Consider the following 15463-nt stretch of genomic DNA (forward strand, 5'->3'; position numbering starts at 1 on the left):
GGCTTCAGAGGCGGCTGGGCGCGGTAAGAAAGGCGTGCATCCCCATCCACCGCATGAAGGCGTCGAACCAGCCGGTGCTGGTGGTTTCTTTCGGATACATGCCGAAGCCGTGCCCGCCCTGCTCATAGAGGTGGAACTCGACCGGGCGCCTGGCCGTCCGCCAGCTCTCGATCAGGCCGAAGCCGGTATTGCCGAACAGCGGATCGTCGGCGGCGAGCGCGACGAACATCGGGGGGGCATCGGCGGGCACCGTAATCGGCGCGAGCGGACCGTAGATATTGCCGATGAATGCGGGTCTCGCGTCTTCCCCCGCCACGGTGGTCGCCATCGTCAGCATCGCCCCGGCGGAGAAGCCGACCATGCCGATGCGATCGGCATCGACGTGCCACTCCGCCGCCCGGCGGCGAACGAGGGCGAAGGCGGCGCGGGCATCGGCGATCTGCGGCGCGAGTTGCCTCATCGCTTCTTCCGGGGTCGCGCGCGGCGGCCGGGCGGCGCCTGAAAACATCTCGCGCATCGATTGCTCGAATGCCGCCATTTCCACCGGGGTCTGGTTGAGCCGGTATTTGAGAACGAACGCGGCGACGCCATGCGCCGCCAGCGCCTTGGCAACGTTCCACCCTTCATTGTCCATCGACAGGGTGCGAAAGCCGCCGCCCGGCGCGACGATGACGGCGGTGCCGGTGGCATTGGCCGGATCGGGCAGGAACGGCGTCAGCGTCGCGACCGTGACGTTGCGGGCGAACCTGCTGCCATATTGGCTGTGCCAACTCTCCGTGGCGGTCGCGCCTGGCAGCGGGCCGGTGCCGAGCTCGATCGCCGATGGCTGATCGGGGATGGCGATCGGCGTCATCTTGTCGTTCTGGGCATGTGCCGGGAGGGCGGCGACGCAGAGCGCCGCCACCGCGACCATGGCGGCGCGACGCGCCAGGCGGAGAGGATTGGTCAGGTTCATCGTTCGTCCCATGGCATGTCTCCGATCTGGCATGGCGGAATCACTTTGGTCCGGGCGCCGAGACGCCGGCATCGGTCTGGATCACCGGTCGCATCGTTCCGTCGGCATTGTAGTGGAGGCGTTCGACCGTCACCGCACGGCGCCCGATCGCGCCGTTCAGGTCGCCGATCGTCAGGGACGCGTTGTGCAGGAAAAGGTACCAGACACCCTTGAACCTCGCGATGCCGGGATGGATGGTGAAGCTGTATTTCCCCGAGCCGGTGAGCTCGCCGCGATAGGTCCAGGGCCCCTTGATCGACGGCGCGGTCGAATAGGACACGCGCTCGTCGCGGTGCGTCGAACGATCGAGCGAGGCATAGGTGAGGTAATAGAGGTTGCCGCGCTTGTGCAGCCACGGCCCCTCTTCGAAGTGCGGCGGCGTGATCTCGGTGATCGGACCGTCAATCTCGATCATGTTGGGCTTGAGCCTGGCGATGTAGCATTGCCGATTGCCCCAGGCGATCCAGGTCGTGCCATCGTCGTCGGTGAAGACGGTCGGGTCGATATCCTCCCAGCTGTGCGTGCCCTTGGGCGTCATCTCGTTGGTGATCAGCGCCGATCCCCTGGCGTCGACGAACGGGCCGGTGGGGTTGTCTGACACAGCCACCGCGATCGCCTTGCCCGGATGGGTGTCGTCATGCTCGACGGCTGCGTAGAACCAGTATTTGCCGTTCTTGTAGATCGCCTGCGAGGCCCAGGCGTCCTTCTTGGCCCATTTGAAATCGGCGACGCGCAGGATCGGACCATGATCGGTCCAATGCTTCATGTCGGTGGTGGAATAGACCAGCCACTCGCGCATGTTGAACATCTCGTCGCGCTGCGCCTCGTCGTGTCCGACATAGAGATAGAGGCGATCGCCGATGACGAGCGGGGCGGGATCGGCGGTGAACTTGTCGCGGATGATCGGATTGGATCCTGGCACCGGGTTGGTCCGGTTCTGACTCCAGGCCGGTGTCGTTATGGCGAGCGCCGCCAGGGTCGCCGTCAGGCGCAAAACGCCGCTACCGGGCCGCACCGCCATCAGCCACTCGCTCCCGCTTCGCGCTGCCCGCCGGTCGGCCTGGAACCCCACAACGCGTAGAACAGCACATAGGCGCAGCACAAAGCGGTCAGCAGGAAACCCCAGTTGAGCCCGTAATCGTCCGCGATCCGGCCCTGGATGAAGACCAGGGCGCCGCCCGCGATCGACATGATCAGCAGCCCCGAGCCTTCTTCGGTCAGCGGGCCCAGACCGCGGATCGAGAGCGCGAAGATCGTCGGGAACATGATCGAGATGAACAGCCCGATCGCCATCAGCGCGTACATGGCGAGCGGCCCGGTCACGAACACCGCGACCAGCGCGCATGCGATCCCGCCGATGGAGAAGAGAGCCAGCACTTTCTCCGCCGCGACGAAGCGCATGATCCAGGCGCCGGCGAAGCGGCCGACCATCATCCCGCCCCAGAAGAAGGCGAGATAGGATGCCGCATCCGCCTTGGTGATGTTGGCGATCTGCTCCTGCGATGAGAAGTTGATGAACAGGCTGCTCACGCCGATCTCGGCATAGACGCACAACGCAATGGCGCCGCAGCCGAAGACGAGGTTGCGATGTTTCCACAGCGAGAGACCCTTGCGCGCCTCTGCGCTGGCGCGGCGTGTCGAGGCGCCCAGTTCCGGCAACTTCGCCAGCGCGATCGCCACGGCGAGCGCGGCAAGGACGATGGCGACGATCAGATAGGGCAGCTCCGTGGCCTGGGCATCGGCCATGCGCTCGGCATAGGTGAGCTCGCGACCGTCCAGCGACGTTCCGCCCACGGTTCGGGCGAGGATCAGCTGCTGGCCGAAGATGATCGCCAGCACATCGCCGGTGGTGTTGAACGCCTGTACCAAGGTCAGCCGCGATTCCGCGGTTTCCGGCGGGCCGATCACCGCCACATAGGGGTTCGCCGCCACCTGCAGCAGCGCGATCCCGCACGAGACGGTGAACAGCGCGGCCAGCGTCACCCAATAAGAAGGCAACCCCGCCGCCAGGATCATCCCCAGCGAGCCGATGGTCATGACCACCAGCCCGGTGGTCAGCGCGCGCTGATAGCCGATCCGCTCGATCAGCAAGGCCGAAGGCACGGAAGCGAGCAGATAGCCGACAAACCAGGTCGATTCGATCAATGTCGTCTGAAAATAATTGAGCTCGAACACGCTGCGGAGGTGCGGCAGCAGCGTGTTGTTTATGACGGTGATGAAGCCCCACATGAAAAACAGCGTGGCGAGGAGGGCCAGGGCCGGACGATAGCCCGCCCGCACGCCGGTACCGCCGCTCGCCCCGGTTTCCCCGATAGGTGACACCGCCATCAGCCCCTCCGCTTCGGCAAATTGCTTGCCCGTTTTTTGTCGGACTATATATGCAGGCGAACAGCGTCAATCCTGCGGCGCGGCTTTGAGGAGGTGGAGATGAGGGGATTGCTGCTTGGGGCGGCCCTGTGCGCGGCTTCGCCGGCGATCGCGGCTGACGCGGTTCTCGCTCCAGCGGGCAAGCTCGCTGACGGAACCCCGATCGAATCGATCACGCTCAAGAACGCGCGCGGAATCGAAGCGCGGGTGATCACCTATGGCGCGACGCTCCAGTCGCTGATCGTCCCGGATCGGAAGGGCAAGCGCGCCGAAGTGACGCTCGGCTATGATTCGGCGGCCGCTTATGAGGCCCGGCCGAACTATTTCGGCGTGACCGTCGGCCGTTACGCCAATCGCATCGCGGGCGGGCGCTTCACGCTGGACGGCAGCGGCTACCAGCTGACCCAGAACGACAAGGCCAATTCGCTGCATGGCGGCAAGCAGGGCTTCGACAAGCGGATCTGGGCGATCCGCTCAGTCTCGAGCGGTCCCGTCGCCAGGGTCGTGCTGGGCCTGACCAGTCCCGATGGTGACCAGGGCTATCCGGGCCAGGTCGAGGTCACCGTCACCTATTCGCTCGACGAGGCGGGCGATCTGGCGATCGCCTATGAAGCCGCGACCGACAAGCCGACGGTCGTCAACATGACCAATCATGCGCTGTTCAACCTGGCCGGGGACGGTGCGCCCGAAGGCACTTCGCGCCAGCTGCTGACCATTCCGGCGCGCGCCTATACGCCGGTCGATGACAAGCTGATCCCGACCGGCGAACTGAAGCCGGTCGCGGGCACGGTCTTCGATTTTCGCAAGCCCCGTTTGATCGCGGAAGGGCTGCGCGACGGCCGCGATCCGCAGATCGTGATCGGGCGCGGCTACGACCATAATTTCGCGCTCGACAAGGGTCAGACCGCCGCGCCGCAGCTCGCCGCGCGACTGGAGGACCCGGTCTCGGGCCGGGTGCTGGAAGTGCTGAGCACCGAACCGGGGCTGCAATTCTACACCGGCAACTTCCTAGACGGCACGCTCGCCGGCCGCAGCGGACGCATCTATCGCATGGGCGACGGTATCGCGCTCGAACCCCAGAAATTCCCCGACGCGCCCAACCAGCGGGGATTCGCATCGGCGCGGGTCGATCCCGGCAAGCCGTATCGGCACGTCATGATCTATCGCCTGTCCATCGCGCGCTGACGGGCGATGCGCGACCGGAAGCCACTGCGCTCGCGCGCCTGGTTCGACAATCCCGACAATATCGACATGACCGCGCTCTATCTCGAGCGCTATCTCAACTACGGTCTGAGCCTGGAGGAGCTGCAATCGGGAAAGCCGATCATCGGCATCGCCCAGACCGGATCCGATCTGTCCCCCTGCAACCGCCACCATCTCGTCCTGGCCGAACGTGTGCGCGAAGGTATTCGCGACGCCGGCGGCATCGCCATCGAGTTTCCGGTCCATCCGATCCAGGAAACCGGCAAGCGTCCGACCGCCGGGCTCGACCGCAACCTTGCCTATCTCGGCCTGGTGGAGGTTCTTTACGGCTATCCGATCGATGGCGTCGTGCTGACGATCGGTTGCGACAAGACGACGCCGGCCTGCCTGATGGCGGCGGCGACGGTGAACATCCCGGCGATCGCGCTTTCGGTCGGGCCGATGCTCAACGGCTGGCACAAGGGCGAGCGCACCGGATCGGGCACGATCGTGTGGAAGGCGCGCGAGATGCTCGCCGCCGGCACCATCGACCATGCCGAGTTCGTCCGCCTCGTCGCCTCCTCGGCGCCTTCGACGGGCTATTGCAACACCATGGGCACGGCGACGACGATGAACTCGCTGTGCGAGGCGCTGGGCATGTCGCTCCCGGGCAGCGCCGCCATCCCCGCGCCCTATCGCGACCGCCAGGAAGTGGCCTGGCGTTCTGGCAAGCGCATCGTCGAGATGGTGGCGGAGGATCTCAAGCCCTCCGACATCATGACCCGTGCCGCCTTCGACAACGCCATCCGCGTCAACAGCGCCATCGGCGGATCGACCAACGCGCCGATCCATATCGCGGCCATCGCCCGGCTGATCGGCGTCGATCTGCCGCTTCAGGCCTGGCAGGACCTGGGCGCCGACGTGCCGCTGCTCGTCAATCTCCAGCCCGCCGGCGAATATCTCGGCGAGGACTATTACCGCGCGGGCGGAGTCCCCGCCGTCGTCGCGCAGCTGATGTCGCGCGGGCTGATCGACGAGGGCGCCATCACCGCCAATGGCCGCAGCATCGGCGATAATTGCCGCGGCGCCGCGATCGAGGACGAGAAGGTCATCCGCCCGATCGAGGACCCGCTTCGCCCGGCCGCAGGCTTTGTGGTCCTGCGCGGAAACCTGTTCGACGCGGCGATCATGAAGACCAGCGTGATCCCGGCTGAATTCCGCGAGCGCTACCTGTCCGACCTCGACGATCCCGATGCCTTCGAAGGTCCTGTCAGGGTGTTCGATGGCCCGGAGGATTATCACCGGCGCATCGACGATCCGTCGCTGGGGATCACGCCGGAGACCTTGCTGATCATGCGTGGTGCCGGCCCGGTCGGCTATCCCGGCGCCGCCGAAGTCGTGAACATGCGGCCGCCGGACTATCTGATTGCCCAGGGCATCCACAGCCTGCCGTGTATCGGCGATGGCCGCCAGTCTGGCACCAGCGGCAGTCCCTCGATCCTCAACGCCGCGCCCGAAGCGGCGGCGATGGGTGGGCTGGCGCTGCTGCGCGACGGCGACCGCGTCCGTGTCGATCTCAGGGCCGGCACCGCCGATGTGCTCGTCTCCGACGACGAACTTGCCGCGCGTCGCCGCGCGCTCGCGGCGCAGGGTGGCTTTCCGTATCCGGCTTCGCAGACTCCCTGGCAGGAGATCCAGCGCCGCCTGACCGGACAGGTGGATACCGGCGCGATCCTCGAGGGATCCGAGCAATATCAGCGCATCGCCCAGACCCGGGGTCTGCCGCGCGACAATCACTAAGGGGGAATGGGATGATGAAGGCGATGTTCCTGGCCGGAGCGGCACTCGCGCTACAGGCGATGCCGGCGTCGGCACAGGTCACCAGGGTGACGATCGACGCGAACAAGCCCGGTCCCCGCATCGACCGCAACATCTTCGGCCAGTTCGCCGAGCATCTCGGCACCGGCATCTATGGCGGGGTCTGGGTGGGGCCGGATTCAAAAATCCCCAATGTTCGCGGCATCCGCAGCGACGTCGTCACGGCGCTGAGGGCAATCAAGGTGCCGAACGTCCGCTGGCCCGGCGGCTGCTTCGCAGATGAATATCACTGGCGCGATGGGATCGGCGATCCCGGGAAGCGGCGTGTGACCGTCAATTCCAACTGGGGTGGCGCGATCGAGGACAATCGCTTCGGCACCCACGAGTTCTTCGACTTCGTCGAGCAGATCGGCTCGGAAGCCTATGTCTCGATCAACGTCGGCTCGGGAAGCTATAAGGAGGCCGCCGACTGGGTCGCCTATATGACCGCCGACACCCGCAACTCCGCCGGACAGGAGCGCGCCGCCAACGGTCATAAGGAGCCGTGGAAGATCAAGTTCCTCGGTATCGGCAATGAGAGCTGGGGCTGTGGCGGCAATATGCGGCCCGAATATTATGCCGACGAGCTGAAACGCTACGCCCGCTTCACCCGCAACTATAATCCGGCGCAGCAGGGCGATGCCAATCCCGAGGCGATGCAACGTGTGGCGGTCGGCCCGAGTGACGATGATACGAGCTACACTGAGGGGGTGATGAAGGCCTGGAAGGGCCGCGACTGGAGCTGGGGCATGGAGGGGCTGTCGCTCCACAGCTACACGGTGGTGAAATGGCCGCCGGCCTATGATTCGGTCGATTTCGGTGAAAAGGAATATGCCGAGCTGATCCAGTCGACGCTACGCATGGACGGGCGGATCAGGGCTCATTCGGCGATCATGGACAAATATGATCCCGAGAAGAAGGTGCCGCTGATCATCGACGAATGGGGCGTGTGGCTGGCCAAGCTGCCTGGCTCGACCGAGGGTTTCCTGCAGCAGCAGAACTCGCTCCGCGACGGCATCATCGCCGCGCTCAACTTCAACATCTTCGCGCGCCATGCCGATCGCGTGCGCGGCGCCAACATCGCGCAGATGGTCAACGTCCTCCAGGCGATGATCCTGACCGACGGGCCGAAGATGGTGCTGACGCCGACCTATTACGTCCACAAGATGTATCTGCCCTTCCAGGACGCGACGCTGATCCCCGTAACCTTCGATACCGGCGAATATCGCCAGGGCGATGTGGTCCTGCCCCGAGTCGACGCCGTCGCCGTGCGCGCGACCGACGGCAAATTGTGGCTAGCCGCTGTCAATCTCGATCCGGCCAGGCCGGCCGCGTTGCAGCTCAACATTCCGGGCGTGAAGGTGCGCCGCGCCGCCGGCGAAGTGCTGAGCGGGCCGCGCGTCAACAGCCTCAACAGCTTCGAGGCGCCAGACACGATTGTGCCCAAGCCGATCGCGGCGAAGGCGGACAAGGGCGGCGTGTCGGTCGATCTGCCCGCCAAATCGGTAGTGATGCTGGCGCTGGAGCAGTGAACTCTATTCGATGAAGGGCTCGGCGCGGCAGACCGTGCCGCGCCGTAGCGCTTCCGTGACCAGCCGCAGCGGCTCGCTGTCGACGTCGCTGCGGCCGCTGCGAATCAATTCGGCGAAGCGCGCATAGACCAGCGCATATTCGCGGTCCTCGCCGTGCCGCGTCGCATCCGGCAGCGTCAGCACCGCGGCGCCCTTTTGGAGTAGCAGGCGGCCAGCGTCGGTCTCGACCGCTATGTCCCAGGTCTGGGAACCGGTCTGCAGGAAATCCATGTCCATCGCGATCTCGGCATCGCCGGCATCGCGCATCGAAAGACGGCCGGCGATCGGCGCCTCGCGATTCTCGGGCACTGCCAGCTCGGCCTCGATCAGGCGCAGCGGACCGGGCAGGATGCGGGTGGCGATCGACAGGGCATTGATGCCGGGGTCGAACACGCCGAGTCCGCCCGCCCGGAAAATCCAGTCCTGACCGGGATGCCAGATGCGCACATCTTCGCGCCAGCTGATCGAGACGCGCAGTATCCGGCGGCCCGTCAGCCAGGCCCGGGCCGGCTCGACTCCGGCGGCGAAGCGCGAATGCCAGGCGGCGAACAAGGTGACACCGGCCGCGGACGCGCGCGCCTCCAGCGCCGCGACTTCGGATAGTGTGGCCGCGGGAGGCTTTTCCAGAAGGACGTGCAGGCCGGCGGCAAGCGCGGCATCGGCAAGGCGGTAACGGACCTGGGGCGGGGTGCACACCGCCACCGCGTCGATCGCCAGGCCGCCTTCGAGCAGCGCTTCGAGGCCGGCGAAATGCGGTACGCCGGCATCGGCGCCACACGGATCGACCGTCGCTACGAGGCGGAAGCCGGGGTCGGCGGCGAGCGCCGGCAGATGCTGGTCGCGCGCGATCTTGCCGAGGCCGACAAGGGCAACGCGGATCGGCGCGCCGCTCACAGCCGGCCCACGCGCACGGGCTCGGCATCGGCGCGGGCGAGTCGATTGCGCAGCGGCAGCGCGAAGGGCGCCGCTTCGATCTCGAACAGGTCGCCCGGCCGGGTCTGCACGCCGTCGCTGAACGAGAGCGTGGCCGTCCCGAAGAAATGGACATGGACGTCGCCGGGGCGCCGGAACAGCGGATATTTGAAGTGATGCTGCTCGAGGTTGGCAATGCTGTGCGACATGTTGGCCTCGCCGGAGAGGAACGGCTTTTCCCACAGCACCGCGCCGTCGCGCAGGATACGGCTGGTCCCGCGTACTTCACCCGGCAGGTCGCCGACCAGCAGCTCCGCGCCCAGCGCAGCCTGGCGGAGCTTCGAATGCGCCAGCCATAGATAATTGTGGCGCTCGGTGACATGGTCGCTGAACTCGTTGGCGAGACAGAAGCCGAGACGCCATGGCGTGCCATCGGGTCCGATCAGATAGATGCCGGCAAGCTCGGGTTCCTCACCGCCGTCTCGGGCGAAGGCGGGCATGGTGAGCGCGTCCCCCGGCCCGACAAGGTGCGTGCCGTCGCCCTTGTAGAACCATTCGGGCTGCTGCCCCACTTCGTCCGGCCGCGGCTTGCCGCCCTCGACTCCTTCCAGGAACATCCGCATCGAATCGGTTAGCGTCTCGCCCGCCGCGGCGGCCTTGTGCATCGCGTCGCGACCTTCCGCCGAGCCGAGATGGGTGAGCCCGGTGCCTGTCAGCCAGACATGTGCCGGGTCGGGATGATCGACAGGTGCCATCAGGCGCCCGGCCGCCAGTTCCTCGGCGATGTTCACTGGCGGTCCGGCTCCCGCCTCGCACACCATGGTGGCGAGATCCGTGCCCCTTTCGATGGCCGCCGTGGCCACGCTATGTACGGAGTCGAACCCGGGCACGACGCGGGACTGGCCGTCTCCTCCGACCGCGATGAGCCGGCGTACACCCTCCGGGGATCGGTTCTGAAGCAATTTGAGCATGGTTCATCCGACGATTAATTCCTATGAATTAGTCTGACATAATCAGGAAGGAAACCGCCATTTGGTCGAGTTGCTACGGTCGTCGGTCCAGCCTAAGCAACTGCGTCAACCGCGAGGCGAATATCTTGAGGACGGAAGGACTGCCCGCCGAGCCCGATGCGGACGGCGAACGCCGGGAACGCAGCACCGGCCGCCGGCTTCGCGGCGCCGTCGCCCATCATCTCGGCCGCGCGATTGTCAGCGGCGCCATCAAGCCGGGCGAACGGCTGACCGGCGAGATCGCGAATGCCGCGGCGTTGGACGTGTCGCGCAGCGCCTATCGCGAGGCTATACAGATGCTCGTCGCCAAGGGCCTGGTCGAGAGCCGCACCAAAGCCGGGACGCGCGTGCGGCCGCGCGACCGCTGGAATCTGTTGGATCCCGATGTCCTTGCCTGGGCGTTCTCGGGGGAGCCCGATTTGGCATTCATCCGCGATCTATTCGAGTTGCGGGCGATCGTGGAGCCGGCTGCGGTCCGCCTCGCCGCCGCACGTCGGGACAAGGCCGATATCCACGCCTTGCGCGCGGCCTTGGCTAAGATGCGGCGCCACACGCTCGCTACGGAAGCGGGCCAGGCCGCCGACCGTGAGTTCCACGACGCGCTTCTTCAGGCCACGCATAATCACGCGTTGATCACGTTGAGCGCGAGCATCGGCGCGGCGGTCAACTGGACCACGAGGTTCAAGCAGCGGACGAAGGCGCTGCCGCGCGATCCAGTTCCCGACCATGCGCGTGTCAGCGAGGCAATCGCGGCGGGGGATCAGGACGCGGCGGAAGCGGCGATGCGCACTCTGATCGATCTTGCGTTCGAAGATACACGGCATTCCATGGACGAGGCGGGGTTCTAGTTTTTGAGGCTATTGGCGACTCCGGCGCGCAATGCCTGGATCGGCCATCGGACGTTTCCGATTAATGGCTCACGGTAGAAACATCTTGGGCGGCGCACCGGCAGCAACGTCGCTGCCCGAGGCGACAAAGGCGAGAAGCGCATCCACCTTCGGGAGTTCGCATTCGAAGAAGAAGCGGCAAGCATGGCGCTTGCCGCCGGCGAAATCCTCGCCCCCGGCATCGAGCGCGCTGGCGGCCGCAGCCTGATCGAGCCAGAGCCAGGCGAGCACGACATGGCCGAACGCGGAAAGGAAGGGCGTTGCATTGTCGAAAGCGGTGCGGCTCTCGCGGCAACGCAACGCCTCTATCGTCGCGGCAACCGACTGCCAGGCGGTGGACAGAGCATCGGCATGGGCCTCAAGTCCCGCCACACCGCGCGCGGCCTTGACCGACCGCATGATCCTGAGCGCGAGCAAAGGCAGCCCTGAACCGTCCTGGAGAATCTTGCGGCCGACAAGGTCGATCGCCTGAATGCCGGTGGTGCCCTCATGGATTGGATTGAGACGGTTGTCGCGCCACAGCTGCTCGACATCGAAATCGCGGGTGTAGCCATATCCGCCATGGATCTGGATGGCGATATCGTTGGCGGCCAGGCCATATTCGGACGGCCAGGTCTTTGCGACCGGCGTAAGCAAGCCAAGCAGCGCCGCGTCGTCGGCATCATGCTCGGCGGTGTCGACCAGCCTTGCGCAATAGAGGCACAGAGCCAGCGCGCCTTCGGCATAGACCTTTTGCTGGAGCAACATGCGACGCACGTCAGGATGCTCGATGATCGCCACCGGAGGGCCGGAGCGCTGGCCGACGGGACGGCCTTGCAGGCGTTCGCGGGCATATTGGGCGGACAGCAAATAGCTGCGATAGCCCAAAGCGGCGGCGCCGATGCCGACGCCGATCCGGGCCTCGTTCATCATCTGGAACATCTGGCGCAGGCCTTGGCCCGGCGCGCCGACGAGCCAGCCGGTCGCGCCGCGTTGCTCGCCGAAGTTGAGCAGGCAATTGGCGGTGCCGCGATAGCCCATCTTGTGGTTGAGCCCGGCCACCGCCACGTCGTTGCGCGCGCCGTCGGGCAGGAATTTGGGGACGATGAACAGCGAAATACCGGCGGTGCCCTCGGGCAAGGTACCGTCCGTGAGCGGCACCTTGGCGAGGACGAGGTGGACGATGTTCTCGCTGACGTCCTGGTCGCCGCCCGAGATCCACATCTTGTTGCCGGTCAGGCGATAGCGGCTGCCGAGCGCGTCCTCGCCGTCGGATACCGCCCGGGTGCGGACGTCGGCGAGGCTTGAGCCGGCCTGTGGCTCGGACAGGCACATCGTGCCGAACCAGCGGCCCTCGATCTCGGGCCGCGCGAACGCCTCGAACTGGGCGGCAGTGCCGAAGGCCGCGATCAGCCGCGCATTGGCGACGGTGAGCATCGGGTAGGCGGCGGTGGCGACATTGGCGGCGGCGAAAAAGGCGAAGGACGCGGCGCAGACGAGATAGGGCAGGCCCAGCCCGCCCTGCCGCTCGGAGAAGCCAGCCGAGAAAAGACCGAGTTCGGCATATTGGGTCAGCGCCTCGCCGATCGCGGGGCAGATATGCACCTGGCCCGCATCGTCAAGCCGCGGCTCTTCGACATCGCCGCGTTTGTAATGAGTCAGGAACGTATCCGCCGCCAGCTTCTCGGACAGGTCGAGGATCGCGTCGACCGTCTCGCGGTCGGCCAGCGCCTCGACCTTGAGCCAGTCGTGGAGCAGGAAATCGATGTCGCGGCGGGAAAGCAGACCGCTCATCGCCGCTCGCGGATCAGCCGCGCGAAATGCCGCGCGCTGGGCTTGGGCGTGCGCACGAAGCTGTGGCGGTCGACCGAGACCAGGCCGAAGCGCTGGCCATAGCCCTGGCTCCATTCGAAATTGTCGAGCAGCGACCAGTAGATGTAGCTTTTGACCGGAATGCCCTCGTCCTGGCATTTCTCGACCTCGGCGATGCTCGCGTCGAGCCAGGCGATGCGGCGGGCATCGTCGTCGGTGCCGATTCCGCTCTCGGTGACGTAGATCGGCTTGTTCGTCTTGCGCGCTGCGAGGCGTATCGCCCCACCGAGCGCTGGAGGATAATATTCGTAGCCCGCTCCCGTCATTTCCGCGCCTTCCGGCGCCGCCATCAGGCCCTTGGCGTCGACGCGAAAGCGGAAATAGGCCTGGACGCCGACGAAGTCGCTGGCGTTCACCGCGTCCCACCAGCGGCCGTAGAGCATGTCCTCGACGTCCGCCGCGACGCTGCCTTGGCCGACCGACTCGACCGGCTGGGTGGTGAGCGTCACGCCGACCGGGAAGTCGCCCGGACCGGCCTTGATCGCCTGATAGGCCTGGGCATGGGCGGCGAGCAGATTGGCGTCGATCCGGTCGGGATCGGCGAACAGGATCGAGGAGAAAGCGGGCGAATTGGTCGCCCGCGCCGCCGCCGCGATCATCGTCACGCGCTTGGCGCGATATTCGGGCGTGGCAAGCCCGCGCAGGACCTTGATCAGCAGCTGGATATTGGCTTCGTTGAATGGTGAGGCCATGCCGATCCGGTCACCGAACGCGCGGGTGGCGCGGTCGCAATAGCGCGCGAACAGATCGGCGCTGTCGGCCACTTCCCAGCCACCGCGCATCGCGAACCAGCGCGGCACCGTGAAGTGATTGTACGAGAGGATCGGCAAGAGCCCGTGCGCGCGGCACGCGTCGAGCACGCGCGAATAGTGATCGAGCGTGGCCTGCGAAAACTTGCCGGGCTCGGGCTCGATCCGCGCCCATTCGATTCCAAAGCGATAGCAGTTCAGCCCCAGCGACCTGGCGATCGCGAAGTCCTGCGCATAGCGGTGATAGCTGTCGCAGGCGTCGCCGGACGGTTCCTTGAACACCGTCTCGGGCAGTTGCTCGAGGAGCCAGCTGTCCGAATGGACATTATTGCCTTCGCTCTGGTGCGCCGAGATCGCGGCGCCCCACAGGAAGCCTCTCGGCATTGCCCGGCGGCGAGCAGCTTGGGCCGGTGCGGCGCCGATCGCGGTGGCCGCCGCCATTCCGGCAAGCACGCCACGGCGGGTAGTGGTTCCGATATCAGCCATGATCATCCCTCAGTCGCATCTTGTCGATCTTGCCGGTCGCCGCGAGCGGCATGGTGGCGACGCGTACGATCGCGTCAGGAAGCCACCAACTGGCGACGCGCGCGCGCAGCGCATCCCGCAGCGCCTCGTCGCCGATCTCGACGCCCTTGCGCGGCTCGATGACGAGGATCGGGCGCTCGCCCCACTTCTCATGTGCCCGGCCGATCACGGCGACCTGCGCGACTTCGGGGAGCGCGCCGACGATCGCCTCGATCTCCTGCGGGTTGATCCATTCGCCGCCCGACTTGATCAAATCCTTGGCGCGTCCGGTGATGCTGACATTGCCGGTCTCGTCGACAATGGCGAGGTCGCCGGTGTCGAACCAGCCATCGGCGTCGACCGCGGGCTCGTCATGGCCGAAATAGCGTTCGACGACGCTCGCGCCCCGAACGTGCAGCCGGCCCTCGTGCCCCCGTTGCTCGGGCAAGGGGGCACCTTCGACATCGGTGAGCAGCAGATCGACGCCGATCGGCGGGCGGCCGGATTTGGCGGCACTGCGCACCGGCGCGGTCGCCGGCGTCGTCGTGCCGAGCGGCGACAGTTCAGTCATGCCCCAGCTGGTCTGGACGGTGACGTCGAGACGCCGTTCCAGCCGATCCATCAGTGCCTGCGGAATTGGCGATCCGCCGACCATGATCCGGCGAAGCGACGGAACATCCCCGCCGACACGGTCAAGATGGTCGCACAGCCCGAGCCAGACCGTGGGTACACCCGCCGCGACGGTGACCTGCTCGTCGCGGATCAGACGCGTCAGGCTCGCGCCATCCTGATAGCGGCCGGGAAAGACCAGATTCGCGCCCACCGCGGGCGCCGAGAAGGGGAGACCCCAGCCATTGGCATGGAACATCGGCACGGCGGCGAGCACTGTATCCCGCCCGCTCAGGCCGCCGGTATCGGTCTGGGTCTGATGAAGGGTGTGGAGATAGTTCGAACGGTGCGTATAGGTGACGCCCTTGGGTGCGCCGGTGGTACCAGAGGTGAAGCAAAGCCCCGCCGGAGCATATTCATCGAACCCGCCCCATTCCACAGGCGCGCCGCGTTCCGCCAGCAGATCCTCGTACCGCCACACCTGGGCGTTTCCGCAATCGGGCAGCGCCATTTCCGCCCCCGGTTCTTCCAGCATGACGATATGTTGGAGGCTGGGGCATAACGGGGCGAGCGTCTCGGCCAGCGGCGCGAGATCGGGGCTGATCGCCAGCACACGATTGGCGGCCTGTGAAATCATCGCGGCGAGATGCGCGGTCGCGAGACGCGGGTTGAGCGTGTGGCAGACGATCCCGACGCCGACGGCGCCGTACCAGCATTCCATATGTGCCTGACTGTTCCAGGCGAGCACCCCGAGATTGTCGCCGCGGGCCAGCCCGATCGCCTGCAGCGCGCCGGACAGGCGCCGGCTGCGCTCGCGGAGCGCGGCATAGGTGATGCGCGTACCCGCGCCGGCGCCGGCGCCCGTGATGACCTCAGCCCCGGCATGCCATTTCGCGGCATGATCGATGAAGCGATTGAGGGTGAGCGCGAAGGGCTGCATCGCGCCGGGATTCAAAGCGGTGGACACGAC

At 66.3% G+C, this 15463-nt stretch carries 12 protein-coding genes; 4 read left to right on the plus strand and 8 right to left on the minus strand.

Annotated features, from left to right (window positions below; translation table 11 throughout):
• Positions 1 to 4: 4 nt before the first annotated feature.
• The 3 genes from KF730_RS17535 to KF730_RS17545 form a co-directional block, all read right to left on the minus strand.
• Positions 5 to 913: an alpha/beta hydrolase gene (locus KF730_RS17535; protein ID WP_294099923.1), complete on the minus strand. Its 909-nt coding sequence runs from the start codon at positions 911 to 913 to the stop codon at positions 5 to 7.
• Between the two features lie 82 nt (positions 914 to 995).
• Positions 996 to 2015, minus strand: coding sequence for a glycoside hydrolase family 43 protein (locus KF730_RS17540; RefSeq protein WP_294099777.1), 1020 nt, complete (start codon positions 2013 to 2015; stop codon positions 996 to 998).
• Entirely contained in the window at positions 2015 to 3322 is a 1308-nt protein-coding gene (locus tag KF730_RS17545; protein ID WP_294099779.1) for a sugar MFS transporter, read from the minus strand. The genes KF730_RS17540 and KF730_RS17545 overlap by 1 nt, the downstream gene beginning before the upstream one ends.
• Before the next feature lie 99 nt (positions 3323 to 3421).
• Here KF730_RS17545 and KF730_RS17550 point away from each other — a divergent pair, with 99 nt between their 5' ends.
• The 3 genes from KF730_RS17550 to KF730_RS17560 are packed head-to-tail and all read left to right on the plus strand — an operon-like array spanning position 3422 to position 7932.
• Positions 3422 to 4546, plus strand: a complete 1125-nt coding sequence (locus tag KF730_RS17550) for an aldose epimerase family protein (RefSeq protein ID WP_294099781.1) — start codon at positions 3422 to 3424, stop codon at positions 4544 to 4546.
• A 6-nt stretch (positions 4547 to 4552) separates the two neighbouring features.
• A complete protein-coding gene (locus KF730_RS17555) occupies positions 4553 to 6343 on the plus strand; it encodes an IlvD/Edd family dehydratase (protein ID WP_294099783.1) in 1791 nt (596 codons plus the stop codon).
• Between the two features lie 14 nt (positions 6344 to 6357).
• Positions 6358 to 7932 (plus strand): alpha-L-arabinofuranosidase C-terminal domain-containing protein, encoded by a 1575-nt coding sequence (locus KF730_RS17560; RefSeq protein ID WP_365973921.1) that lies wholly within the window; start codon positions 6358 to 6360, stop codon positions 7930 to 7932.
• Positions 7933 to 7935: 3 nt separating this feature from the next.
• Here the strand turns inward: KF730_RS17560 and KF730_RS17565 are convergent, their stop codons facing one another.
• A complete protein-coding gene (locus KF730_RS17565) occupies positions 7936 to 8865 on the minus strand; it encodes a Gfo/Idh/MocA family oxidoreductase (protein ID WP_294099787.1) in 930 nt (309 codons plus the stop codon).
• Positions 8862 to 9854 (minus strand): AraD1 family protein, encoded by a 993-nt coding sequence (gene araD1, locus KF730_RS17570; protein ID WP_294099789.1) that lies wholly within the window; start codon positions 9852 to 9854, stop codon positions 8862 to 8864. Before araD1 ends, KF730_RS17565 begins: the two co-directional genes overlap by 4 nt.
• Positions 9855 to 9994: 140 nt before the next feature.
• Between araD1 and KF730_RS17575 the strand changes: the two genes are divergently transcribed.
• Positions 9995 to 10741 (plus strand): FadR/GntR family transcriptional regulator, encoded by a 747-nt coding sequence (locus tag KF730_RS17575; protein WP_294099924.1) that lies wholly within the window; start codon positions 9995 to 9997, stop codon positions 10739 to 10741.
• A gap of 69 nt (positions 10742 to 10810) precedes the next feature.
• Here KF730_RS17575 and KF730_RS17580 read toward each other — a convergent pair whose 3' ends face one another.
• The 3 genes from KF730_RS17580 to KF730_RS17590 are packed head-to-tail and all read right to left on the minus strand — an operon-like array spanning position 10811 to position 15460.
• Positions 10811 to 12553 (minus strand): acyl-CoA dehydrogenase, encoded by a 1743-nt coding sequence (locus KF730_RS17580; RefSeq protein ID WP_294099791.1) that lies wholly within the window; start codon positions 12551 to 12553, stop codon positions 10811 to 10813.
• Positions 12550 to 13866 carry a family 1 glycosylhydrolase gene (locus tag KF730_RS17585; RefSeq protein WP_294099793.1) on the minus strand — a complete coding sequence of 439 codons (1317 nt, stop codon included), beginning with the start codon at positions 13864 to 13866 and terminating at the stop codon, positions 12550 to 12552. The genes KF730_RS17580 and KF730_RS17585 overlap by 4 nt, the downstream gene beginning before the upstream one ends.
• A complete protein-coding gene (locus KF730_RS17590; RefSeq protein ID WP_365973924.1) occupies positions 13859 to 15460 on the minus strand; it encodes an AMP-binding protein in 1602 nt (533 codons plus the stop codon). The genes KF730_RS17585 and KF730_RS17590 overlap by 8 nt, the downstream gene beginning before the upstream one ends.
• Positions 15461 to 15463 lie beyond the last annotated feature (3 nt).

It is taken from the genome of Sphingomonas sp. (genome assembly GCF_019635515.1).
GTDB lineage: Bacteria > Pseudomonadota > Alphaproteobacteria > Sphingomonadales > Sphingomonadaceae > Sphingomonas.

Excerpts from the sequence above, each read along its gene's own strand:
- KF730_RS17535 (WP_294099923.1), bottom strand. The coding sequence starts at position 913 with ATGGTCGCGGTGGCGGCGCTCTGCGTCGCCGCCCTCCCGGCACATGCC.
- KF730_RS17540 (WP_294099777.1), bottom strand. The coding sequence starts at position 2,015 with ATGGCGGTGCGGCCCGGTAGCGGCGTTTTGCGCCTGACGGCGACCCTG.
- KF730_RS17545 (WP_294099779.1), bottom strand. The coding sequence starts at position 3,322 with ATGGCGGTGTCACCTATCGGGGAAACCGGGGCGAGCGGCGGTACCGGC.
- KF730_RS17550 (WP_294099781.1), top strand. The coding sequence starts at position 3,422 with ATGAGGGGATTGCTGCTTGGGGCGGCCCTGTGCGCGGCTTCGCCGGCG.
- KF730_RS17555 (WP_294099783.1), top strand. The coding sequence starts at position 4,553 with ATGCGCGACCGGAAGCCACTGCGCTCGCGCGCCTGGTTCGACAATCCC.
- KF730_RS17560 (WP_365973921.1), top strand. The coding sequence starts at position 6,358 with ATGAAGGCGATGTTCCTGGCCGGAGCGGCACTCGCGCTACAGGCGATG.
- araD1 (WP_294099789.1), bottom strand. The coding sequence starts at position 9,854 with ATGCTCAAATTGCTTCAGAACCGATCCCCGGAGGGTGTACGCCGGCTC.
- KF730_RS17580 (WP_294099791.1), bottom strand. The coding sequence starts at position 12,553 with ATGAGCGGTCTGCTTTCCCGCCGCGACATCGATTTCCTGCTCCACGAC.
- KF730_RS17585 (WP_294099793.1), bottom strand. The coding sequence starts at position 13,866 with ATGGCTGATATCGGAACCACTACCCGCCGTGGCGTGCTTGCCGGAATG.